Origin of the sequence: Embleya australiensis, from assembly GCF_051903075.1 — a bacterium.
In the GTDB taxonomy this organism is placed as follows: domain Bacteria; phylum Actinomycetota; class Actinomycetes; order Streptomycetales; family Streptomycetaceae; genus Embleya.
On the sequence record NZ_CP182423.1, the window covers coordinates 2,076,650 to 2,098,224 of the forward strand.

Consider the following 21,575-nt stretch of genomic DNA (forward strand, 5'->3'; position numbering starts at 1 on the left):
GGGGGATGGATGCACGTGCCGAGCCACGACCCGCCGTCCCGGGCCCGTTCGGACATGAGCACCGCACCGCACGACCCCCGGGGATCCCGGGTGGTCCTGGTCGGCGCACACACCTTCGAACACCTGACCCCGCTGCCGGCCGTGGCCCGAAACCTCTCCCGGCTACGGGAGTTGCTGACCGACCCAAAAGTCTGGGGCCTACCCGCCGAGAACTGCGTCGTGATCGAGCAGCCGGACCATCGCGACCTGATCCTGGACGCGCTCACCGACGCCACGGCCGCCGCGACCGACCTGGTCCTGCTGTACTACGCCGGTCACGGCCTGGTCTCCCCGGACAGCGAGGACCTGCTGCTGTCCCTCCCCCGGTTCCGCCCCGAACGTCCCTACACGGCATTGCCGTTCCAGGAGATCCGCGACGTGCTGCGCTCGGCCCGCCGGGTCCCCGCCAAGGCGGTACTCCTGGACTGTTGCTTCGCCGGCCGCGCCCTGACGGGGGCGATGGGTCCGGACGACGCGCGGCTGACGGAGTTGTCCCGGGTGGAGGGCAGTTACGTCCTGGCCGCCGCCGCGGCGACCCGGCAGGCGATCGCCCCGGTCGGCGGGCAATACACGGCCTTCACCGGGCAGTTGATCGACGTCCTCGAACACGGCGTCCCGGGCGGCCCGAAGACCCTCGACCTGGCCACGGTGCACGCCCACCTGCACCGCATCCTGCCCGAACTGGGCTTCCCCCGGCCCCGACAGCGCAACGAGGACCAGGGTGCGCGGATCGTACTGGGCTGGAACCGCCACCCGTCGGCCGCCGACGCCACGCCGCGACTGCCGCCCCACCTGCGGGACTTGCTGCACGCGCAGACCATCGCCGCACGCAACTTCACCTACCGCCTCTACGACGCGCCGCTCGACGGACTCGCCACCGTCTACGTCCGGCAACAGGCCCGCAGCGCCCCGACGGCGCCCACCCGGCAACCCCTCGACCGCATGCGGGACCCCCGCCGGAACCCGCGCGAAGAGGAGCACCACCAACGGCACTTCGTATCGACCGAGCCGAGCGGACCCGCGATCGCCCCCGCCCGGGCCGCCGAGGACACACTCGGACTGCATCGCCATGTCCTGATCACCGGCGGCGCGGGCCAGGGCAAGTCCACCCTGAGCCTGCAACTGGCCGCGTCCCTGGCCCTGGCCTACGAGTCGGGCGAGGCCCAAGGCGCGGACGGCGAACGGCTGTTGCCCCTGCGCGTCACGGCCGGGCGCCTGGCCGCCGGGCGTAGCGCGCTGATCCCGCGCCTGGTCCGGATCCTTTCCGCCGAACTGGCGCCACACCTCGACTACGCCCTCCCGGACGACCTGCTCGACCACCTGCCCGAGAACACCACGTGCCTGCTGATCGTCGACGGCCTGGACGAGATCACCGACCCGGAGCGACGGCGCGGCCTGGTCGCCGAGTTGGCCGGCCGGGTCCGCAACCCCGAGGGCCGCTTCCGGCTGCTGATCACCACCAGGCCGCTGCCCAACGACGAACTGGCCCCGCTCCAACACGCGGCGACCGGGACCTACACGCTGGAGCCGTTCGACCGAGAGCAGTTGCACGAGTTCGCCCGCCGCTGGTTCCGCGACCACCCCGACGGACCGACCCTCGCCGCCGGCTTCCTCCGCCAGACCGAGGCCGCCGGCGTCCGCGACCTGGTCCGCGTGCCACTGCTGGCGACGGTGGCGGCGCTCGTCTACCGCAAACACCCGACCACCCCGCTGCCGAGCAACCGATTCACCCTCTACTGCGACTACTTCACCCTCCTGACCGAAGCGCACCTGGAGGAGATGCACGAGCAACAACAAACCGTGTTGCAACGCTGGACGCTACGCCCGGCCGTACACCGAGCCGCCGCCGCGTTCCTGTTCGACCACCGCCCCGAACTCGTCGAACACCTGGCCGTCATGGTGGTCACCGACCCGACGGCCGGCACCCGCCCGCTCCTCGACCTGGCCCTGGACTGGCTCGACGAACACGACTGTCGGGCCACCCGCCGAGGCGTCCCGGAATGGCCCAGGCTGGTCGCCTCGGTACTCGGCACGGTCGGCGTCTTCACCCACCACCACGACTTCCTGCGCTTCACCCACTACAGCTTCGCCGAACACCTGGCCGCCGACGTCCGGGCCGACCAACTGCCGCCCCACTTCGACCCGGCGGCCCCGGACTGGTCCCACGCGGTACACCGAGCCGTCCACGGCGACCTGTTCGCCCACGCGATCCTGGCCCACCACGCCCACCGCTACGCCACGGGCGAAGCGATCCTGGACTGGCTCGGCCACGGCACCGGCGACTTCGCAGCGCTGGCCGGCGAACTCCTCGCCCGGGGCGTCCCGGCAGCGAGCCGACACACCGAGTCGTTCGCGGCGAACCTGATGTTGACGTTGACGTCGGGGGCCACGGGTGAACAATTACAGCGCGCGGCCTCGGACGCCGCCGCGTTGGTCGCGGAGCCCGCGGTCCGTCGAACGTTGCTGGACTACCTGGGCAGTTGCTACCAGCGGAACGACATCCACATCGAGCTGGCCAAGTCCCTGGCCACCCACGACACCGGCCTCGCCGTCGACATCCTGCGCGGTGTACTCGGCCGAGAGGGCATCCACCTGAACACACACATCTCGGCCATGCGGGCCCTGGCCGGATGCGGCCCCGAACACGTCGCCGAGGCCGTCGAGGCATTGCGGAGCGCTCTCGGCTCGGATGACGCAACCCCCTACTCGATGATCGAAGCCGCCACAGGACTCGCCGCGCTCGGTCCGGAACACAAGGATGCAGCCGTTACCGCGCTGCTGACAGTCCTCACCGCCCCCACCTCAGACGTCCACGACCGTATTCAGGCGGCACGCGCACTGGCCGAGATCGAGCCGGCACACGCGTCGAAAGCCGCGCACGCGTTGCGTGCGATCCAGCACGCTCCGGACGGTTCGCCCTTCCAGCGCATCACCGCCGTGAAGCGACTGGCCGGACTCGGACCCGCGTACACGGCGGAAGCCGCAGACCTGCTCCGCGCCCACCCGGCCATGCTCGATGCCACGGCGCATACGCGCACGGACGCCATTCTCACTCTGGCCGGTCTCGGCCCCGGCCACATCACAGAGGCGGTGCAGCTACTGCGCGCCCATCTCGCGGCAGGGGACACCAACGACTCGGTCGCGATCGAGATTGCCAAGGCGCTGGCGAAACTCGCTCCCGCCCACTCGAACGAGAGCATCGACGCCCTTCTTCGACTCCTCGCGGCACCCACTACGACCACGTCCCTTCGCTGCACCGTCGCACAATCGCTGGCGCAATTGGACCCGAGTCGACTCACCGAGGCCGCCGACGTCATCCGCGCGGTGCTCGCCGTTCCGACGTCCAACGCGGTCCGGCGTATCGACGCCGCCCACACGTTGGGGCAGTTGGGCCCCGATCATGTGGCGGAGGCGGCGGAGCTCCTCGAAACAGTGCTCGCCGCCGCCGATACGACATCGGACCAACGCCAAAGCGCGGCGGCAAGTTTGGCCGGACTTGGACCCAGATTCCTACCCCGGGCGATTCGGGGGTTGCGTGAGGTCCTGGCGGCGCCCGATGCCGACGTCTGGGCGCGGGTGGAGGCAGCTCGGTGTCTGTCGAGCCTGGGCGCGATGCACGTAGCCGAGGCAGTCGACACACTCGCTCGCCTATTCGATGATCCGAACCTCACCACCACGCTCCGCAACCACATCGCTTTGACGCTGATTCCGCTCGCGCCCGACCGCTGCGAAGACCTGGACATCAGCCTCCGAAGGATGCTGGACCATCCGGATTTCGCCATCCGGCATCGAGCCGAAACGGCACGAACGCTGGATAACGTCGGGGGCGGCGTCCCCGAGGTGGGGGACATCGTCCGCGCCGTGCTGTACGCACCGGATACGGTCGCCGGGGATCGCCGTAGAGCCGCGCAGATCCTGGGACATCGAAGGGCGCAGTACATGGCGGAAGCCACGACCGCGCTTCGGGATCTGCTTTCGGCTCCCGACGCCGACGCGGAGTCTCGTGCGTGGGCCGCCAACGATCTGTCCGATCGAGGCCCGGACAACCACGCCGTGGCGGCGGACACCTTGCGCGCGATCGCCGCTTGCCCGACGACACGACCGGTTGACCGGGCACGTGCCGCGCAACTCCTCAAATCCCTCGGACAGGGCTACGTCGGGGAGGCCACGAGTATCGGTCGAGCCATCCTGGCCACCCCCGGCATGTCTGCCGCGTCTCGTATCTCCGTCGCCGACGTCTGCGCCGGCATCGGGCCGGCCTGTCTCTCCGAGGCGGTCTCACTGACGCAGGCCATCCTCCGAGACCCCGCATCCGAGCCCACTCTCCGCCGCGTCGCCGCACACAACCTCGGCGAATATGGTGCCGGCTATCTTGACGAAGCCTCTGACGCGCTCTGGGAAATCGTCACCACACCCGCGATCGACGCGACCGAACGATGCAAGGGAGCCCAGGCGCTCTTCGACATCGGCACCGCCCGCACGCAGGAACTGGCCCAAACCCTCCGCGCCATCCTCACCGACCCCTCCACCGCACCCCTCGCCCGAACCCTCGCCGCCCACACACTCGGCCGGCTCGGCCGCGGCTACGTCCACGAAGGCGCCGATCACCTGAGAGCCATCCTCGCCGCGCCCGACGCCACCGCGCCCGCACGGGCCAAGGCGGCGGCGAAGCTCGTCGATCTCGGACAGGGCTTCGAGGCCGAGGGCATCGCCGCGCTCCGACAACTGCTCACCTCCCCCGACACCCGCCTCGATGACTGGATCACAGTGGCCCGCAGGCTGTTCAAACTGAGCCGCCAATCCCTCCCCGACGTCGCCGCCACCCTCCGCGCCGTCCTCGCCGAGCCCGACGCCGGCCCCTACACCCGCACCCGCGCGGCCCGCCTGCTCGGCAGCCTCAGCCCCCGCTTCCTCAACGAAGCGGCCGAACACCTGCGCCGCCTCCTCGCCGCCCCCGCCACGCCCCCCGTCGCCACCCGCCGAGCCGCGGCCGCCCTCGGCATGCTCAGTCCACGCTTCCGCCCCGAAGCCGCCGCGATCCTCCGCGCCCTCCCCGCCGGCGACCTCACCGTCTCGACCTCCTACGCCCGCCGAACCGTCGCCCGCGTCCTCCGCGACTTCGGTCAGGGGTACGAGCTGCCGGTCTGCTAGAAAGCAGGTCCACCCGAACACCCACGCGGAGCGAAAGCGAGCACACCCATGGCCGGCGACCAACGCCCCACCCCACCCGTGACCGGCAACGAGCGCGAGATGATGCGGGCCTTCCTCGAGTTCCACCGGGCCACGCTCGCGATGAAGTGCGAAGGACTCTCCGACGAGGAGCTACGCCGGCAGTCGATGCCGCCGTCGACGCTCTCCCTCCTCGGACTGGTCCGGCACATGGCCGAGGTGGAGCGCACCTGGTTCCGGCGGGTGATCAACGCGGAGGACATCCCGCTCGTGTGGTCCGACGAAGGCGACTTCCAGGTGGCCTACGACGCGAGCGCGTCGACCCGCTCGGAGGCGTTCGCCGCATGGGAGGCCGAGGTGGCCCACTCGCGGCGGATCGAGGCCGAGGCCGAATCCCTGGACGTCATCGGCCACAACGCCAGGTGGGACCAGGACGTGTCGCTGCGCCTGGTCATGCTGCACCTGATGCACGAGTACGCCCGCCACAACGGCCACGCCGACTTCCTCCGCGAGGGCGTCGACGGCACCGTCGGGGCCTGACCCGCTCCCACCCCGCCCCCGTCCAACCTCCTTCCCCACCGCGACCGCCGTCCCGATTTTCGGGACGGCGGTCGCGTTTTTCGCACCTGTGGACCCCACCCTCCGCCGCCGGGGGACACTTCACGTCAACATGGGGACCGAGGACGACAGATCCCAAATCCCCATTGCGGCCGACCGTCCGGATATGCTCCGGCGGTGATCGAGTACACGCTTTCCTCGCACGCGGCACGCGTGGTGCGGGACGCTGCCCTGGAGGCCGGGGTGGCGCTGAGCGAACTCGCGCATCTGCCGGGCTTCGAACCGGAGACGCTGGCCGACCCGTTGTTGCGGGTGCCCACCGCCAGCGTGGTCCGTACCTGGGAGCTGGCCGTCGCCATCGGCCCGCCCGACGTCGCCATCCGGGCCGCGGCGAGCGCCACGCAGGGTCGGCTGCACGTGTGGGACTACCTGTTCACCTCCGCCGGCTCGTTCGCCGACGGCTGCCGCGACGCCGCACGCTACGTGTCGACGATGTCCGACCCGGTGGTCGAGATGACCGTGGTCGAGGACGATCGACGCCTCACCGTCACCTACGGCATCGCCAACTACTCGCCGGCGGCGGTCACCGCGATCGACGAATTCGCGATGGCGATCATGCTCAAGCGGGCGCGCGACGCCCGGGGCCCGGGCGTGGTCCCCGTACACGTCGCCCTCGCGCACGAGGCCCCGAAGAACCACCGGCATCTGATCGAGGCGTTCGGCACCCGCGCCATCGACTTCGGCGCCCGAACGAACTCGATGACCTTCCTCGACATGGACGCCGAACGCCCGCGCCCGACCGGCCCCGGCGACGACGAGCTCGGGCTGATCCTGCGCCGATACGCGGACAACCTGCTGGAGAACGCCCGCCCGGCGGCGGGGTGGCACGGCAGGTTCCGGTCGGTGTTGGCCGGCTCCCTCGGCGGCGAGGAACTGAGCCTGGAGATGGTCGCCCACCGGATGGCGATGAGCCCGCGCACCCTCCAGCGCCGACTGAGCGAGCTGGAGACCACCTGGCGGGACGAGATCGAATCGGTGCGGCACGAGCACGCCGCAACGCTGCTGCGCGATACGGAGCTACCGGTCCAGTCGATAGCCGGGCGGCTGGGCTACACCGACGCCCGCGCCCTGCGCCGTGCCTTCCAACGCTGGACCGGCCAGACCCCCGACGCCTACCGGAGAACCGCCGTCACGGGCGCCTGACCCGCGCCGGGGCATCGGCGGCCGGCTCCGCCCCGTCTGTGCCCGACGACCACTCGATCGCGTAGTGCTTGAGCCCGGCCTCCTCCTTGACCAACCGCATCCCCACCGCCGCCATCACGCGCTGCGACGCGACGTTGTCCTGCGCTGTGTCCCCGATGACCCGGGTCACGCCCGCGGCTCGGGCGAAGCGCAGCAGTTCGCGCAGGGCCTCGGTGGCATAGCCGCGCCCCCGGACCGCCTCGATCAGGCCGTAGCCGATCGCGACCGTGCCGCTGTCGTCCGGCACGCCGTGAAAGCCCATGCCCCCGACCGCCATGCCGTCCTCCCGACGGCGGATCTCGTAGTTGCCGAAGGCCCCCGGATGCCCGACGGTCGCGCAGGTACGCAGAAACCGACCACCCCCGGCCACGTCCCCGGCCGTCGGATAGCCGACCTCCCATCGGTCGTCGGCGGCCGGCTCACCGGCCACCACCCGCTCCGTCTCGGCGACGGTCAACGGGTGCAGTACGAGTCGTTCGGTTTCGAGATCTCCCATGGGAGCCTGGAGTATCACGGCCGAAGGCCGCCCCGCATCCGATTTCCACCCGCGCCGACCTGCGGGAACACCGACCGGCGCACACTCACCGGCCCCCGCCCCCGCGTCAGTCCTTGCGCGCCGCCAGGACCTGTAGGCCCCGCGCGCCCGTTCGGTTGTGCTCGACCGTCAGCCCGACGTCCCGGCAGCGCTCGGCAAGCCAGGTCGGGGCGATCCGCAACTTCGGGTAACTGCCGACGTGCTGGGTCCATCCGGTGCCGTCGTGGACGTGCAGCAGATCGTGGACCAGGACCGTGTCGTCGTCCGGGTATTCGAGAAAGCAGGTGAACACCCGATCGTCCGTGCTTCGTATCGGGATGAACCGGTCGATTCCATGCAGGGTTTCGGTCAGGTCGCGGTAGGTGACGACCAGGCGCCCCCCGGTGGCGAGGGCCTGTGCGATCTCGGCGAGCAGCGCGCTCACGTCGTCCTTCGTCGACAGGTGGGTGAGCGTGTCGCCCATGCACACCACGGCCGCGACCTCGCCCGGCGCGGTCAACTCGGGCAACACCTTGCGGATGTCCCCGTACACCGGCTCGATCGCGGGCAACCCGGCCGCGTGTTCGGCCAGTTCGGCCAGCAGGATCCGGCTGGTGTCGACCGCCAGAACCCGGCTGAAGCCGAGATCGGCCAGGGCCAGGCTCTGGTTGCCGGGCCCACAGCCCAGATCCACGGCCAACGCGGACGTCGCCGTCGGGGCGACGCCCAGTCCGGTCAGCAACTCGCCCTGCCCGGCGGCGATCGGTGCCAGGTCCCCGCCCAGCGTCCAGGTGTAGTTGGCGGCCAGGATTCGCTCGTAGTGTTCGGCGGCGGCGCGGGTCATCCACGGACTCCTGTCGAAGGTGTGACGCCTACGCCGTCGCGACCATGGCCGCGCGCGTGGGCGCGACCCAGCCATCGCACGCAGGAAGAATCAGAAGCGACTCGAACACCCGTCCCGAACCCCGACCGGCCGACTCCGGCACGGACGCCGTGGGCACGAAGGCGGGGGCGGACAGCAGAGCGGACACCACATCCGACGCGGAGCGGGAGGCGGATGCGGGCGCGGGGGCAGGCATGAACACCGGCTGCAGGGGCCCGAACACGGGCGCGGCCACCGGCGCGGCGCCGAGCCCGGTCCCGGACTCGCCCACGGCGGCACCGGCACCGGCACCCACGGACGCACCGACCTCCGCCGCCGCGCCGCCGACCCGCACGTCCACCACCGTCGCCGACTCCACTCCGGCCCCGAACCCCGTTTCCACCTCCGCCGCGTTCGACCGCGCCCGAACCCGAACAACGAAGCGCAGGAAGAGGAACCGAGCGATCCCGGCGATCCCGGAAGCCGTCAGATAGACCGCCTGCTCCTTGACCACGCCGGGCGACGACTGCATCGCGTGCAGCGCGAGCATCGCGCCGGTGGTGAACAGGTAGCACACCAGCGCGGACAGCGCGGCCTGGACGTGCAGTCGGCCCCGCGCCCGACCCGCGCCGAAGGTGAACCGGCTGTGCAGTTCGGTCGCCAGGAGCGTGAAGACCACGGTCACCAGGGCGTTGGCGACGGCTATGGAGAGGTGCCCCGTGAGGGCCACGAGCGCGGCGCTCGACGCGAGTCCGGTGCCACCGCCGCAGACGACGAAGCGCACGAACGCGGCCACGGTCCCCGACTTCCCTGCGGCGCTCATGAGTCCCCTGGTTCCTCTTTGTCGACTGGTCGTCGTCTTCTACTCGACAAATCTAGAGGTCCGGAAGCACCGGTGAATCAGTCGTGTGTAGGTACTGCTGTTACTGCTTGGGGAGGACTCTCCCCTAGGGGTACTACTCCCGACGACGCAGTGAGGGTGACCAAAGTACTGCCGGGAACCTACGTCCACGGCCCCCTACTCCTCAGGGAACACCCTTGGATCGGGCACCCGTTCGGTCGGTGCCCCGCCCCGGATGATCACCATGATCCGCCGGCCTCGACAATGCCGATCAAAGCCGCCCCTCGGAGAGGAACCCGCCATGCCCCTGAGCGACCTTTCACTGCCGGAGTTGCAGCAGTTTCACCCGGAACGTTCCGAACCGGCAGACTTCGACGCCTTCTGGGCTCGTACGCTCGACGAGGCCGACGCCCACCCCCTCGACCCGGCGTTCACGCCCGAGGTCGGTCCGCTGACCGGAGTCGAGGTGTACGACGTCTCGTTCGCGGGTCACGGCGGCCAACGGGTGCACGGTTGGCTGGTGCTGCCCGTGCATCGGGACGGACCCCTGCCGTGTGTGGTGGAGTTCCCCGGATACGGTGGCGGCCGGGGTCTGCCGCACGAGCAACTGCTGTACGGCGTGGCCGGGTTCGCCCATCTCGTGATCGATGTACGCGGCCAGGGCGGCAGTTGGCGCGCCGGCGCCACCGGGGACGACGCGCCCGCGGGCGACGGCTCCACCCACCCGGGCTTCATGACCCGGGGCGTCACCGACCCGGATCGGTACTACTACCGCCGGGTCGCCGTCGACGCGGTCCGGGCGATCGCCGTCGCCCGCAGCCACCCGGCCGTCGACCCGACCCGGATCGCCGCGCTCGGCGCGAGCCAGGGCGGGGGCCTGGCCCTCACGGTCGCCGGCCTGGTGCCCGACCTGACCGCGGTGGTGGCCGACGTCCCGTTCCTGTGCCACTTCCGCCGCGGCGCGGAGATCGCCGGGACGGGTCCCTACGGCGAACTGGCCCGCTACCTCGCCGTACACCGGGACCGCGTCGACCAAGTGTTCCGCACTCTCGACTACTTCGACGCGGTCAACCACGGCGCCCGCGCGAGCGCTCCGGCGCGGTTCAGCGTGGCGCTGATGGACACCACGTGCCCGCCCTCCACGGTGTTCACCGCCTACCACCACTACGCGGCGGACAAGCGTATGGAGGTGCATACGTTCAACGGCCACGAGGGCGGCGGCGCGTACCAGGACGGCCTGAACCTGACCTACCTGCGCGGCGCCTTCGGAATCGACTGACGCGAAGTCAGAGTGCCAAGTGCATGATGTGCAGCCCGACGTAGCCGTGTTTCGGGTGGTCGAACCCCTCCGGGAGGGTGCCGATCACCTCGAAGCCGAGGCTGCGGTACAGCCGCACCGCGTGCTCGTTCGTCGCCACGACCGCGTTGAACTGCATCGCCCGGTAGCCCTGCGCCCGGGCCCACTCGATGGTGTACTCGCACAACGCCCGGCCGACCCCCCGCCCCGAGTGTGCGGGGTCGACCATGTAGCTCGCACTGGCGATGTGCGACCCGTTGCCCATGTGGTTGCGATTCATCTTCGCGGTGCCGAGCACGACTCCGGCCTCGTCCACCGCGACCACCGCCCGCGCCGGCGGGGCCGGCAGCCACCACTCGCGGCCTTCGTCCATCCCCAGGTCGAGCGGATAGGTGAACGTCTCCCCGGCCGCGACGATCTCATGGAAGAACGGCCAGATCGCCGCCCAGTCGTCGCTTCCGGCTTCCCTGATCAACATGCGCCCAGCATGCCGATCCCACCGCGGACCCGCCACCACCTTTCGCGGAGGTCGGCGGTGCGGATGTCGACGGTTCAGAGGTCCACCGTGAAGATCACCGCGCTCCCGGCTTCGGCGGCCCGGCGATAGAACTCCTTCAGGTCCGGCAGGAACGGCTCGGTGTACGCGATGTCGGCCTCGTCGGCGGTCCCCTCGTAGTCGACGAACTCCAGCTCGGCGAACCGCCCGCGCAACCACGGCCCGTCCAACGGAGCCAGTGCAGCGGCCACGTCCCGCACCTCGTCCGGGGACACGTAGACGACCTCGTAGTCGTCGCCCTCGTGTAGCAGGTAACCGCCCAAAAGCGTGTGCGACAGCGGGTATTCGCCACCCTCGTAGGTCAACGTGCCGTCGGTCAGGCAACGGTGGAGGGCGTCCCACGCCTTGTCCAACTCGGTGAGCCGAGACCGGTCCCAACGCTCCTCGGCCTCCTCGACGACCGCCATGACGGCCGCGTCGTCGTCCGCCGCCAGGAGTCGTCGCGACGCCTCGGCGTCCACCGCGAACAACACCGCACGACCACCCATGTCAGCCCTCCGCCCACCGATGTCGGCACCAGGATGCCGGCCGGGTCGACAGGTGGTCGGCTCGGGAGGGGGTCAGGTCGTGGCGAAGCGGTCGAGGGCGGACAGGATCGTGGCGCGCATCGTGTCGCTGCCGAGGTGGCCGGCGTCGTCGATGACCTCCAGCGTGGCATCCGGCCAGGCTCGGGACAGGTGCCAGGCGGTGTCGAGCGGGCTGCTCAGGTCGAGGCGGCCGTGGATGAGTACGCCCGGGATGCCGGCGAGCCGGCCGGCCTCGCGGATCAGGACACCTTCGGGCAACCACGCGCCGTGCGAGAAGTAGTGCGCGGCGATCCGGACCAGTGCCGTGCGGGCCGCCGCCGGCCGGCCGCCGTACACGTCGGGCCGGCCGTTCGGTTCGCCCCCGACCACCGCGTCCTCCCACGCGCACCACTCCCGCACCGCGTGCTCGCGCACCGCCGGATCCGGGTTCTCCACAAGGCGGGCATAGGCCGCGACCGGGTCGTCGCGCTCGGCCTCGGGCACCACGTCCCGAAAACGCTCCCACTCCGCGGGCAGGAAACGCCCGACCCCGCGATACAGCCAGTCGATCTCGACCCGACGGGTGGTGGTGACGGCCGGGATGACGATCTCGGACACCCGCTCGGGATGGCGCTGCGCGTACGCCAGGATCAGCGTCGACCCCCACGAGCCGCCGTACAACAACCAGCGCTGCACGCCCAGGTGTTCGCGCAGCCGCTCGATGTCGGCGAGCAGATGCTCGGTGGTGTTGTGCCGCATGGCGGTGTCCGGATCGCTCGCGTGCGGTGTGCTGCGCCCGCACCCGCGCTGGTCGAAGAGCACGACGCGGTAGCGACTCGGGTCGAACAGTTGCCGCACCCCCGTCGAACAGCCCGACCCCGGACCGCCGTGCACGACGAGCGCGGGCTTCCCGGCGGGGTTGCCGCAACTCTCCCAGTAGACGCGGTTGTCGTCCCCGACGTCGAGCATCCCGTGCTCATAGGGCTCGATCGGCGGATATCGAACGGTCACGGTGTTCCCTCGGTCGAAGAGGCGGGTGGGCAGCGGCCGACTCTAATACAACAGCACTGTTATATTTACCGCCATGACCCCGCCATCCCCGACACCGCCCGTCGGACCGGCCCCCGGCCCGGAACTGCTCGGGACCAGGCTGCGGCACCTGCTCGACGTCCTCGACGCGGGTGTCGGCGCGGCCTACGCCGACCTCGGTCAGGCCGGGTTCCGCCCCCGCTACACGCCCGTCGTCCGGGTCCTGACCGCACACGGGCCCGCCTCGATCCGCGACCTGGCCGCCGCGATCGGCGTCACCCACTCGGCCGCGAGCCAGACCGTGGCACACATGGTCAAGGCCGGCCTGGTCACCCTCTCGCCCGGCGCCGACGCCCGCCAACGCATCGTCTCCGCCACGCCCGAGGCCGAACGCCTACGGCCCGTCCTGGACGCCGAATGGGCCGCCACCACCACCGCGGCCCGCGCCCTGGAGGCCGAACTTCCGTACCCCCTCAGCCGGTTGATCGACGAGGCACTGACCGCCCTGGACCGCCGCCCGATGCGGGACCGGATCGCCGACGCCATGGCCGCGCACGAGGAGCAGCCGCGTCCGGACTCACTCGCCCAAAAAACCGGACCCGTCAGCGCCCCGGCTCGAACGACTCGACCCTGAACCCCGCCGGCAACATGCCCGAGCCGATGGTCCCGGCCAGTTGCCGGGCATCCGCCTCCGTATAGGTGCCGGAGATCACCGCGGCCCCCGGGATCGCGGATCGCACCATCGGCGCGACCAGCACCCGGCCGTCCCACACGATCGCGACCCGGTTGGTCGGCTCTTCGCGCCGCGCCGCGTCGGCGGTGAGCGTGGTGAAGGCGGCCTGGCCCTTCTGCGTCCAGTCGAGCTGTATCTCCCAACCGCCCGAGCCCTGGAGCGACGCCTTGGCCTCCGCCTTCGCCACATCGGTACCGGTGATCACGGCGGGCGCCAGCGTGTACTTCTCCATCGGCTTGTCGTCGCAGGCCACGATCGGCGCGGCGGGATCGTCCACGCGCGGCACCGCCGGATCGCCGCACTCCGGCCCGCCCGAGGGCGCCGCCGTACCGCCCGGGCCCCCGTTCGCGGGCGCGTACGGCGTCACGGCCGTCACGGCGCGCACGCTCAGCTGTCCGGTGTGCACGATCGCCGCGAGTCGCTGCCGGGTGTCGTCCCCGGACGGCTTCACCGCGACCCGCACCACCAGCGCGCCATCCCGCACGGTCACCGACTTCACCGGCAGCCGCCCCGCGCTCGCCCGTTTGCGGATGGTCTCCGCCGAGGCCGCCAACTGCCGCTCGTCCAGCGCACGTTCCGGAACCAGCCGGGCCTCGGCGAAGTCCCGGCCGGATGCCTCGTCCACCGGCTTGGTGTGGTCGCCGTCCTTGAACTTCACCGGGTCGTCCGACGAGCAACCGGCCACCCCCAGCACGGCGGCGACGGCGACGGTGGCGACGAGGGACCGGGCGGCGCGGCGCCGCACATGCGTTGGCTGAGTCACCCGCCACACCATGCCGGCTCGCCGAGCCGGTCGGAAACGCCTCCGCCGCCCACGAACCCGCCCCCGGGAGGCCCGCGTCCGGCCGATCCAGGGATGATCCCGGCCGAAAAGGGCACCTGTCCCGGATGTGATGCCCGCCGGTCCGCCCGGAGCGGACGGGTGCGGCCGAGTCGACGTGCGAGGAGACAACCGTGCTGGACAACCGCAACCTCCGTGAGCTGATCCGCCGGTGGCGGGCCACCCCGCAGAGCACCGTCGCGCTCTTCGCCGAGGCCGACGCCGCGATCCGGGCGACCCTCGCGACGAAGGAGCGGGTGTTGTACCCGGCGGTCCGCAACGCCGACGAGCAACGCACCGGGTACGTCGACGCCGCGATCGCGCAGGGTCGCCGGATCGAGGCCTTCCTCGACTCGGCCGCGCGAATCGGCCCGGAGGGCCCGGGTTTCCACGACGAGGCGCAGGACGCGGCGTCCGCGATGGACGGCCTCCTCCTGCACGAACAACGCGACCTGCGCCCCGCCCTGGACCACCTCTCCGAGAACGAGCAGAACCGCCTCGATCGCGACTACGAGGCCGCGTGGGTGGAGGAGAGCACCAGGGCCGCCGCCCGGCACCGCGCCTAGCACCGACCCCGACCCCGCCGGCGACCCCACCGGCGACCCGGAAATTGTCACTCCCGGTCGTGGTCGCCCCGCTACCCTCGCCGGCGTGAACAATCGCGAGCGCAAACGACTGTCGACGCTGCTGGTGGCCGCCGCCGGGCTGGGCCGGTTCGCGGCGGCGACCGCCGCGTTGCGGGCGGGCGCCGATCCGGAGCGGGCCGACCGGCACGGCACCACGCCCCTGTACGCCGCCTCGGTGCACGGCGCCGCGGACGTGGTGGCGCTCCTGCTCCGGGCCGGCGCCGCGCCCGACACCGAGAGCGGACACGGCACCGAGGGCACCCCCCTGTGCGCGGCGGCCTGTTGGGGGCACACCGAGACCGTCCGCGAACTCCTCGCCCACGGCGCGGACCCCCGCCTGCGCGAGGACCACGGCACCGGACACACCCCGCTGCAGTGGGCCGAGATCGGCTCCCACACGGACACGGCGGCCGTGTTGAGGGCGGCGCTCGTCCGAGCGGATCACAGCACGACGGGGTGATGGGCGAGGTCTGCCGGCTCAGGCGTTGTGCTTCTCCACCTCGGTGACCACCAGTTCGCACATCTCGTGGGTCCGGAGCACGTCGTCGAGGTCGGGGAAGGCGCCGGTGCGGACCGCGTCCAGGAACGACAGCACGAGCTGCTCGATTCCGCGTTGCCGGGCGATCGGCGTCCAGTCGCCGCGCCGCCGGGCCGTCGGCAGGCCGCGGTCGTGGTCGACCACGTCGGCCAGGTTGTACACCTCGCGCATCGTGTCCCGGCCGGAGACCTCCAGGATCTCCTCGTTCGACCCGCTGCGGAGGTTGAGCGTGCCGATCGCGCTGAACCCCGCGCCGGACAGGTGCAGGACGAAGTGTTGCGCCAGCCCGTCCACGACCCGCGCCCGCGCGTCGACGTGCTCGATCGTGCCCGGCACGAGGAAGCGCAGTGTGTCGACCACGTGGATCAGGTCGTCGAAGACGACCGTGCGCACCTCGCGCGCGGTGTCGACCCGGTTGCGCCGCACCACGATCAGATCACGCGGCAACTCCCGGCTCGCCGCGTAGGCGGGCACATGGCGACGGTTGAAGCCGACCATCAGGCCGACGCCGCGCTCGCGGGACAACTCCAGCAGGCGCGCGCTGTCGGCCAGGGTGTACGCCAGCGGCTTGTCCACGAACGTGGGCACGCCCGCCTCCAGCAACCGGGTCACCAGCGCCGGGTGCGCGGAGGTGGCGGCGTGGACGAAGGCCGCGTCCAGCCCCTCGGCGAGCAGCCCGTCGAGGTCGGCGTGGCAGTGCTCGGCGGGCACGCGGTACGCGGCGGCGATGCGGCGCAGCGTCTCGGGCGTACGGGTGTGCAGCCGCAGGTCGAGGTCCGGCAGCGTGGAGAGCACGGGCAGGTAGGCCTTTTCCGCGATGTCGCCCAAACCGATGACGCCGACCCTCATCCGAACCCCTCGCGTAAGTGCGCCGCCGGGCCGGATGCCCGGGTCATGGCGTGGTCAGCATAGGGGTGCACTCGCGGCGCAGGGCTCCCGGATCCACGCTCGCCGGCTCCGGCTCGTGTTCCGCGCGCAGGCCCGACGGGCGGCCACGGTGGGCGCCTGTGCCGCGATCAGGGCGGCGGCCGCGACGAGGCCGGCGGCGAGTACCCGGCTGGGGGTGATCACGTTCGGCCCAACGATCCGGGTGCGCGTGGGCGACGGGCGGGCGGCGCTCTCCACTCGAATCGGCGACCGGCTCACGGTCGGGGCCACCCGGATGGCATACGGCCGAACGGCCGACGCGGGCCGCCCGAGGCCGGCTCGGGTCCGGTCGGCCGGCGTGTGTGCGGCCCGGCCCGGGGGTGGTCGCGGCGTGGGGTGCGGTTGCGGGCACGGGCCGGCTCGACTCTCCTGGAACCCTGGGCCGTCTTCCATCCCCGACCCGCCGCCCACGGCCCCGTCCCCACCCGCCCGACCCGGACCGCGCCCGACCCGCGCGCCCGGGCTTCCGCCATGAGCGGGGGCGATCCGCGAGCCGCGCGGCGCGACCGTCGCCGCGAGTCCCGCGAGTCGCCTCCTGGTGCCAGAGACCACCGAGCCAAGGGAGAGTCTCCGTGAGCGTGCCACGTACCGCGATCGTCATGCCCGGTGTCGGCTCCTATGTGCCGGGCGCGTTGCGCCGGCTCCAGGATCGACCCGCCATCCGCGACACCCTGGACGAGGTCGACGACGCGGTGGGCGACCGGGCCACCCTGCCGGCGTCGCGCCTGCTCGTCGATCCCCACGCGCCGGATGCGCACGAGTTGATGGATCGGCACGAGCTGGCCCTGCATCTGGCCATCTACGCGGGGGCGCTGGCCGCGTTCCGGTTGTTGGAGGGCGACTTCGGGGTTCATCCCGACGTACTGCTGGGGCACAGCCTGGGCGAGATGGCGGCGCTGGCCGCCGCCGGGGTGTTCACCGCGGGCGACGGGGCGCGGTTGTACCTGGCGCGGGCCGCGGCGTGCACGCTGTACACCTGCGATCCGGGTGGGCTGCTCACCCTGCGGCTGGCCCCGGGGCACACCCTGGAGCTGCTGTGTTCGGCGCAGTTGCCGGGGCTCGATCTGGCCTGTGACAACTCGGCGGAGCATACGGTCGTCTCCGGGCCGGACGAGTCGTTGGCGACGTTCGCCGCGTTGGCCGAGCGGCGGGCGGTGGTCTCGAAGCCGCTGACCGTGCGCACCCTGTTCCACAACCGGTTGCGCGAGTCGGCGGCGACCGAGTGGCGTCGCCTCGGTACCGATGTCGAGTTCCACCCTCCGCGCTATCCGGTGTTGTCGCCGCTGCTCGGGCGCGATTACGCCGACGAGCGGGAGTTGCGCGACGGCGTGGTCGGACAGTTGCGGCACCCGGTGCGCTATCGCAACGCGGTGACCACGTTGCGGGAGCGGGGGATCGAGCTGTTCGTGGAGACCGGGGCCCGGGACGTGCTGGGGGCGTTCGCGCGGGCCGCCGATCCCCGGGTGCGTACCGCGGTGCCGGTGGCGGCCGGCGCCGATTTCGCCGCCGTCGCGGGCACGCTGCGCGCGTACGGGTTGTCGCCCCTCGACCCGGCCGCGCTCGCGGGTCCGTCGGGGGTGCCCGCGGGCTGAGCGCGGGAGACGGCGGCGGTGGCGGCGAGGAGGGAGCGGCTTGCACAGGGATGTCGACCCGGCGGACGACGAGTTCGACATGGGCGGACTGCTCGGCGCCGACTCGCGGTTGTCGGTGCGCGCCCGGCTGCGGCTGTTCCACCGGGTCCTGACCGAGACCAAGGCGCCGATCGGCATCCTGGACCCGCGGTTGCGGCACGTGTACGTCAATCCGGCGATGTCCGCGATCGACGGTCGGCCCGCGAGCGAGCAGGTGGGGCGGTCGATCGCCGAGGGGTTTCCCGGCCTGGAGGTGCCCGAGGACCTGCTGCGCGCGGTACTGGCCGACGGGGTCGCGCGCGAGACCACGATCAGCGGCGTCACCACGGTGCGCGGTCTGCCGCAAAAGCGCTGGTGGCATGCCGCGTATCACCGCCTCGACGACGAGAGCGGGGTGTTCGGCGTGGTCGGGATCCTGATGGAGACGACCCGGTCGCGGCGCACCCAACTGGCCCTGGACCAGGCACACCGTCGGCTCGCGCTGCTCGATCGGGCCGCGCTGGAGATCGGCACCACCCTGGACACCGACACCACGTGCCGCGAACTGGTCGAGCTGCTGGTGCCGGTGCTCGCGGACGTGGTGGGTGTGGAACTTTTGGAGCCCGCCGACCCGGACCAGGACAGCGGTCGCTCGCGCCCGGCGCCGGACACCGTGCGGCTGCGCCGGGCCGCGTGGACGTCGATCCCGGAGCTGCGCCGGCTCAGCGCCGTGCTGGGCCGGCCCGGCGAGCACATCGACTATCAGCCGGGCGCCGACGTGGCGCGCGTGGTGCGCACCGGCGCCACCGTGGTGGACAACCGGCCGCCCGACGACCGGTTGCGGACCACCGCGCCGGACGCGTCGCGGGTGGAGGTGTACCGCAAGGCGGGCCTGCACTCGGCGCTGATGGTGCCGTTGATCGCGCGCGGCGAGATCATCGGCTCCCTCAGCCTGATCCGCGCCGGCTCCTCGCCGCCGTTCACCGAGGACGACGTGGAGATGGCCCGCGACCTCGCGTACCGGGCGGCGACGTGCGTGGACAACGCGCGGCGCTACTCGCGCGAGCACGGTGTCGCGCTGGCCCTGCAGCGCGCGTTGTTGTCCCGACCCAAGGTGCCGCACCCGGACGTGGAACTGGCCACCCGATATCTGCCCGCCGGGCGCAGCGCGGAGGTGGGCGGGGACTGGTTCGACGCGATCGCGCTGCCGCACGGGCGCACGCTGCTCGCGGTCGGCGACGTGATGGGGCACGGCGTGCAGGCGGCGGTGGACATGAGCCACTATCGGGCGCTGCTGCGGGTGTTGGCGGCCGGCGGGTTGGCGCCGGAGGAGATCCTGGCCCGGGCCGACCGGATGAGCCAGGAGGCGGAGTTGGAGCGGGTGGCCACGTGTCTGCTGGTCCTGATCGACCCGCGCGCGGGCATCTCCACGTTCGCCAACGCGGGGCATCTGCCGCCGCTGCTGATCGCGCCGGGCGGGGCGAGCCGGTTGTTGCGCCTGCCGACCGGTCCGCCGCTGGGCACCGGGTGCGGGGGTTATGCGTCGTACATCCGGCCGGACGTGGCCGGCGGGGTGCTGATCCTGTACACCGACGGCCTGGTGGAGCGTCGGGACGAGGACATCGACGCGTCGCTGGCCCGCCTGGCGTCGGTGCGGCTGGCGTCGGACGCGCCGTTGGAATCGCTGGTGGACACGATCCTGGACCGGCTGGTGGTGCCGCCCGTGGAGGACGACATCGCGGTGGTCGCGGCCCGGCTGTCGGACACGGGCTCGGTGCGGGAGCGGTAAACCCCCGGCCGGGCGCGTTCCACCCCCACGCCCGGCGTGATCCACCGTTCGGCGGCGAGCGGTGGCGGGCGATTCGGCGGCTTTTTACGTTCCTTGTAGCGGAACTCCCCCTTGAGCCCGGTCTGTCGGGTTCGGGTTCCGGCTGCCCATTGGAGGACGAAATGCGCTGTGCCCGTCTCGCCGTCGTCGGCACGATCGTCGGTCTCACCGTATGCGGTTCGGCAGGCGCGGCGTTCGCCGCCGCGCCGATGCAGGCCGATTCCGGTCGCCCCGGCGACACCGTGTTGTTGTCGGATGACAAGCACTGCACCGCGAACACCGCGACCGCGACCTCGGAGGCGTTCACGTCGTCGGTCACTCTCACCCGTTCCGGCGACGAGGTCAAGGGTCAGGCGACCATCAAGGACGTGGCCACCGGCGACTACGAGGTCAAGGTGGTCTGCGGTGAGGGTCAGGAGCTGATCGGCAGCCTGCACGTGATGGGCGGCGCGCCGACCGCGCCGTCCACGGCCGGCTTCGGCGGCACCCAGGGCGCGGACCCGGCGCTGCTGGCGGTGGGTGGTCTGGTGCTCGCGGGCGCGGCCGGCACCGGCTTCGTCGCGCTGCGCCGTCGGGCCGCGAACCCCGCCTGACCGATGGCTCGTTCCGTACCCGAGGCACCCGAGGGCGCCGCGGATCGGCAGCACCGACGCAGTGGCCGTCGCCTGGTCTGGGCGGCGGCCACCGGCGCGCTGGCGATCTGCGGCTCCGGTCTGTTGTACGCCGGGTTCGACGCCGACCGGCCGCCGCCGCGCCCGCCCGCCGCGGCGGCCGTGCCGGTCCCCGGGCCGATCCCCGGGTCGGCTCCGGGGCCGGTGGGCGCGAGCGCGGGGCCGGTGGGCGGCGCCGAGGTGCCCGCGCCCGCGCCGGAGGCGGCGCCGATGCGCGCGTCGTCGCCGACCCGGATCCGGATCCCGGTGCTGGGCATCTCGGCGCCGCTGGCCCGGGTCGGTCTGGACAAGGACGGCGGCATCGACGTGCCCGCGCAGGGCGAGCGCAACCTCGCCGGCTGGTACCAGGGCGGCGTCACACCTGGGCAGAAGGGCACCGCGTCGATCGCCGGGCACGTGGACACCGCGGCCGGCCCGGCGGTGTTCTATCCGCTCGGCGCGCTCCCGCGCGGGTCCCGGATCGAGATCGATCGTGAGGACGGCAGCGTCGCGGCGTTCGAGGTGGACGGGGTCGAGGCGTTCGCCAAGGACGCGTTCCCCACCGCGCGGGTGTTCGGCGACGCGGCCCGGCCGGAATTGCGGCTGATCACCTGCGGTGGTGCGTACAGCAAGAAGAATCACTACTCCGGCAATGTCGTCGCTTTCGCCCATCTCGTCCCGTAAGCGGGTCGTATTGGTATGGCGCGGGTCGATGTGCGGGCGCTTCATTACCTGCGGGGAATTGGGCGGCCATGATCGGCATTCCTTGATCATTTCCCTCGACGAGATTTTGGGTCTTGCCAATAAAAAGCAGAACTGGAAATAATCCGATCACCCAATCCAAACGGCCCTACCCGGCCGGGAGAGGAGACGTCATGATGCGTCTCGCCGACCGCCTGCTCAACCGCCTGACCCAAAAGGTCACCGTGGCAGCCGGTTGTTCTTCCCCGTACTACTACTGCCAGAACGGGTACTACTACATGCGCATCTGCTGCCTCAACGAGGGCTGCCAGACCTCGCTGATCGCCAAGGGATGCTGACGCTCCGCCGATGACCTTGTCGCGGGTGGGGCAGGCCCCCAACCCTCCCCGCCCGCGGCGACCCCAAGAAATCGCTCTCGATCGCTCTGGCGGCAACAGCTTTCCCCGGTGCAATTACTTCGCCTCGCAATAACGTACAGCGGGATTACTGCCGTCAATTTCGGGACGCCGACCCACGAGGTCGACGTCC

The 21,575-nt window shown here is 71.7% G+C and carries 20 protein-coding genes; 12 read left to right on the forward strand and 8 right to left on the reverse strand.

Annotated elements, in window-relative coordinates:
* The first annotated feature begins 54 nt into the window (after nt 1-54).
* The 3 genes from ACMXN5_RS39340 (at nt 55) to ACMXN5_RS39350 (ending at nt 6,969) form a co-directional block, all read left to right on the forward strand.
* Entirely contained in the window at nt 55-5,190 is a 5,136-nt protein-coding gene (locus ACMXN5_RS39340) for a caspase, EACC1-associated type (protein WP_439679685.1), read from the forward strand.
* A 48-nt stretch (nt 5,191-5,238) separates the two neighbouring features.
* Nucleotides 5,239-5,748: a DinB family protein gene (locus tag ACMXN5_RS39345; RefSeq protein WP_439679686.1), complete on the forward strand. Its 510-nt coding sequence runs from the start codon at nt 5,239-5,241 to the stop codon at nt 5,746-5,748.
* A gap of 195 nt (nt 5,749-5,943) precedes the next feature.
* Complete coding sequence (locus ACMXN5_RS39350; protein WP_439679687.1) at nt 5,944-6,969, forward strand: helix-turn-helix domain-containing protein; 1,026 nt, start codon at nt 5,944-5,946, stop codon at nt 6,967-6,969.
* On the opposite strand, the gene ACMXN5_RS39355 is transcribed toward ACMXN5_RS39350, so the two are convergent.
* The 3 genes from ACMXN5_RS39355 to ACMXN5_RS39365 all read right to left on the reverse strand — a co-directional run bounded on the left by ACMXN5_RS39355 (nt 6,956) and on the right by ACMXN5_RS39365 (nt 9,207).
* Nucleotides 6,956-7,504, reverse strand: a complete 549-nt coding sequence (locus ACMXN5_RS39355) for a GNAT family N-acetyltransferase (RefSeq protein ID WP_439679688.1) — start codon at nt 7,502-7,504, stop codon at nt 6,956-6,958. The two genes, ACMXN5_RS39350 and ACMXN5_RS39355, sit on opposite strands and share 14 nt — an antisense overlap.
* 106 nt (nt 7,505-7,610) lie before the next feature.
* Nucleotides 7,611-8,366 (reverse strand): class I SAM-dependent methyltransferase, encoded by a 756-nt coding sequence (locus ACMXN5_RS39360; protein ID WP_439679689.1) that lies wholly within the window; start codon nt 8,364-8,366, stop codon nt 7,611-7,613.
* A gap of 28 nt (nt 8,367-8,394) precedes the next feature.
* Nucleotides 8,395-9,207: a hypothetical protein gene (locus ACMXN5_RS39365; protein ID WP_439679690.1), complete on the reverse strand. Its 813-nt coding sequence runs from the start codon at nt 9,205-9,207 to the stop codon at nt 8,395-8,397.
* A gap of 319 nt (nt 9,208-9,526) precedes the next feature.
* Here ACMXN5_RS39365 and ACMXN5_RS39370 point away from each other — a divergent pair, with 319 nt between their 5' ends.
* On the forward strand, nt 9,527-10,504 hold the full coding sequence (locus ACMXN5_RS39370; RefSeq protein ID WP_439679691.1) for an acetylxylan esterase: 978 nt from the start codon (nt 9,527-9,529) through the stop codon (nt 10,502-10,504).
* A 7-nt stretch (nt 10,505-10,511) separates the two neighbouring features.
* Here the strand turns inward: ACMXN5_RS39370 and ACMXN5_RS39375 are convergent, their stop codons facing one another.
* The 3 genes from ACMXN5_RS39375 to pip all read right to left on the reverse strand — a co-directional run bounded on the left by ACMXN5_RS39375 (nt 10,512) and on the right by pip (nt 12,595).
* Entirely contained in the window at nt 10,512-11,000 is a 489-nt protein-coding gene (locus ACMXN5_RS39375) for a GNAT family N-acetyltransferase (protein WP_439679692.1), read from the reverse strand.
* A gap of 74 nt (nt 11,001-11,074) precedes the next feature.
* Nucleotides 11,075-11,566: a DUF1877 family protein gene (locus ACMXN5_RS39380; RefSeq protein WP_395793368.1), complete on the reverse strand. Its 492-nt coding sequence runs from the start codon at nt 11,564-11,566 to the stop codon at nt 11,075-11,077.
* Between the two features lie 72 nt (nt 11,567-11,638).
* The gene (pip, locus tag ACMXN5_RS39385) at nt 11,639-12,595 is read right to left on the reverse strand and encodes a prolyl aminopeptidase (protein WP_439679693.1); all 957 of its coding nucleotides are present in this window, start codon (nt 12,593-12,595) and stop codon (nt 11,639-11,641) included.
* Between the two features lie 73 nt (nt 12,596-12,668).
* Here pip and ACMXN5_RS39390 point away from each other — a divergent pair, with 73 nt between their 5' ends.
* Nucleotides 12,669-13,247 carry a MarR family winged helix-turn-helix transcriptional regulator gene (locus ACMXN5_RS39390; protein WP_439679694.1) on the forward strand — a complete coding sequence of 193 codons (579 nt, stop codon included), beginning with the start codon at nt 12,669-12,671 and terminating at the stop codon, nt 13,245-13,247.
* Here ACMXN5_RS39390 and ACMXN5_RS39395 read toward each other — a convergent pair.
* Nucleotides 13,216-14,109, reverse strand: coding sequence for a SecDF P1 head subdomain-containing protein (locus tag ACMXN5_RS39395; protein ID WP_439679695.1), 894 nt, complete (start codon nt 14,107-14,109; stop codon nt 13,216-13,218). The genes ACMXN5_RS39390 and ACMXN5_RS39395 overlap by 32 nt on opposite strands.
* A 191-nt stretch (nt 14,110-14,300) precedes the next feature.
* Here ACMXN5_RS39395 and ACMXN5_RS39400 point away from each other — a divergent pair, with 191 nt between their 5' ends.
* Entirely contained in the window at nt 14,301-14,732 is a 432-nt protein-coding gene (locus ACMXN5_RS39400; RefSeq protein ID WP_395793360.1) for a hypothetical protein, read from the forward strand.
* Nucleotides 14,733-14,817: 85 nt separating this feature from the next.
* Complete coding sequence (locus ACMXN5_RS39405) at nt 14,818-15,252, forward strand: ankyrin repeat domain-containing protein (RefSeq protein WP_439679696.1); 435 nt, start codon at nt 14,818-14,820, stop codon at nt 15,250-15,252.
* An 18-nt stretch (nt 15,253-15,270) separates the two neighbouring features.
* Here ACMXN5_RS39405 and ACMXN5_RS39410 read toward each other — a convergent pair whose 3' ends face one another.
* Nucleotides 15,271-16,179 (reverse strand): Gfo/Idh/MocA family protein, encoded by a 909-nt coding sequence (locus ACMXN5_RS39410; RefSeq protein ID WP_439679697.1) that lies wholly within the window; start codon nt 16,177-16,179, stop codon nt 15,271-15,273.
* Nucleotides 16,180-16,829: 650 nt separating this feature from the next.
* Between ACMXN5_RS39410 and ACMXN5_RS39415 the strand changes: the two genes are divergently transcribed.
* The 5 genes from ACMXN5_RS39415 to ACMXN5_RS39435 all read left to right on the forward strand — a co-directional run bounded on the left by ACMXN5_RS39415 (nt 16,830) and on the right by ACMXN5_RS39435 (nt 21,385).
* Nucleotides 16,830-17,849 (forward strand): ACP S-malonyltransferase, encoded by a 1,020-nt coding sequence (locus tag ACMXN5_RS39415; RefSeq protein ID WP_439679698.1) that lies wholly within the window; start codon nt 16,830-16,832, stop codon nt 17,847-17,849.
* A 40-nt stretch (nt 17,850-17,889) separates the two neighbouring features.
* Nucleotides 17,890-19,656 (forward strand): SpoIIE family protein phosphatase, encoded by a 1,767-nt coding sequence (locus tag ACMXN5_RS39420; protein WP_439679699.1) that lies wholly within the window; start codon nt 17,890-17,892, stop codon nt 19,654-19,656.
* A gap of 161 nt (nt 19,657-19,817) precedes the next feature.
* Complete coding sequence (locus tag ACMXN5_RS39425; protein ID WP_395793348.1) at nt 19,818-20,288, forward strand: hypothetical protein; 471 nt, start codon at nt 19,818-19,820, stop codon at nt 20,286-20,288.
* 3 nt (nt 20,289-20,291) lie between these two features.
* A complete protein-coding gene (locus ACMXN5_RS39430) occupies nt 20,292-21,029 on the forward strand; it encodes a class F sortase (protein ID WP_439679700.1) in 738 nt (245 codons plus the stop codon).
* A gap of 191 nt (nt 21,030-21,220) precedes the next feature.
* Complete coding sequence (locus tag ACMXN5_RS39435) at nt 21,221-21,385, forward strand: hypothetical protein (RefSeq protein ID WP_439679701.1); 165 nt, start codon at nt 21,221-21,223, stop codon at nt 21,383-21,385.
* The last annotated feature ends 190 nt before the right edge of the window (nt 21,386-21,575 follow it).

Bases quoted from the DNA above. Each gene is read 5' to 3' on its own strand.
- ACMXN5_RS39340 (WP_439679685.1), top strand. From the start codon at position 55: ATGAGCACCGCACCGCACGACCCCCGGGGATCCCGGGTGGTCCTGGTC.
- ACMXN5_RS39345 (WP_439679686.1), top strand. From the start codon at position 5,239: ATGGCCGGCGACCAACGCCCCACCCCACCCGTGACCGGCAACGAGCGC.
- ACMXN5_RS39355 (WP_439679688.1), bottom strand. From the start codon at position 7,504: ATGGGAGATCTCGAAACCGAACGACTCGTACTGCACCCGTTGACCGTC.
- ACMXN5_RS39360 (WP_439679689.1), bottom strand. From the start codon at position 8,366: ATGACCCGCGCCGCCGCCGAACACTACGAGCGAATCCTGGCCGCCAAC.
- ACMXN5_RS39365 (WP_439679690.1), bottom strand. From the start codon at position 9,207: ATGAGCGCCGCAGGGAAGTCGGGGACCGTGGCCGCGTTCGTGCGCTTC.
- ACMXN5_RS39370 (WP_439679691.1), top strand. From the start codon at position 9,527: ATGCCCCTGAGCGACCTTTCACTGCCGGAGTTGCAGCAGTTTCACCCG.
- ACMXN5_RS39375 (WP_439679692.1), bottom strand. From the start codon at position 11,000: ATGTTGATCAGGGAAGCCGGAAGCGACGACTGGGCGGCGATCTGGCCG.
- ACMXN5_RS39380 (WP_395793368.1), bottom strand. From the start codon at position 11,566: ATGGGTGGTCGTGCGGTGTTGTTCGCGGTGGACGCCGAGGCGTCGCGA.
- ACMXN5_RS39390 (WP_439679694.1), top strand. From the start codon at position 12,669: ATGACCCCGCCATCCCCGACACCGCCCGTCGGACCGGCCCCCGGCCCG.
- ACMXN5_RS39410 (WP_439679697.1), bottom strand. From the start codon at position 16,179: ATGAGGGTCGGCGTCATCGGTTTGGGCGACATCGCGGAAAAGGCCTAC.
- ACMXN5_RS39425 (WP_395793348.1), top strand. From the start codon at position 19,818: ATGCGCTGTGCCCGTCTCGCCGTCGTCGGCACGATCGTCGGTCTCACC.
- ACMXN5_RS39430 (WP_439679700.1), top strand. From the start codon at position 20,292: ATGGCTCGTTCCGTACCCGAGGCACCCGAGGGCGCCGCGGATCGGCAG.
- ACMXN5_RS39435 (WP_439679701.1), top strand. From the start codon at position 21,221: ATGATGCGTCTCGCCGACCGCCTGCTCAACCGCCTGACCCAAAAGGTC.